Below are 519 nucleotides of genomic sequence, written 5' to 3' on the forward strand. Positions count from 1 at the left end.
GGGCGGGGGGTGAACAGGCCGCAGAGGAGGAGCTGGGGGAAGATCACCGCCGGCATGAACTGGACCGCCTGGAACTCGGAGGCGGCGAAGGCGGAGACGAAGAGGCCGAGCGCGGTGCCGAGGAGGGCGTCGAGCAGGGCGACCAGCAGGAGCAGCCAGGGCGATCCGGTGACGTCCAGGCCGAGGAGCCACAGTGCCAGGCCCGTGGCCAGGGCGGACTGGATGATCGCGAGGGCGCCGAAGGCGAGGGCGTAGCCGGCGATGAGGTCGCCCTTGCCGAGGGGCATGGCGAGGAGGCGTTCGAGGGTGCCGGAGGTGCGTTCGCGCAGGGTGGCGATGGAGGTCACCAGGAACATGGTGATCAGCGGGAAGATACCGAGGAGCGAGGCGCCGATGGTGTCGAAGGTGTGCGGGCTGCCGTCGAAGACGTAGTGCAGCAGGAGCAGCATCAGACAGGGGACCAGCAGCATCAGGGCGATGGTGCGGGGGTCGTGGCGGAGCTGGCGCAGTACCCGGGCG

Annotated in this window: 1 protein-coding gene; it reads right to left on the minus strand. The window is 70.1% G+C overall.

The window, feature by feature from the left end; translation table 11 throughout:
• A partial coding sequence (locus C1I97_RS38660; protein ID WP_111007426.1) for an ABC transporter permease occupies window positions 1-519 on the minus strand: 519 nt, incomplete at both ends.

The organism is Streptomyces sp. NTH33, from assembly GCF_003236365.1.
Classification (GTDB): Bacteria; Actinomycetota; Actinomycetes; order Streptomycetales; family Streptomycetaceae; genus Streptomyces.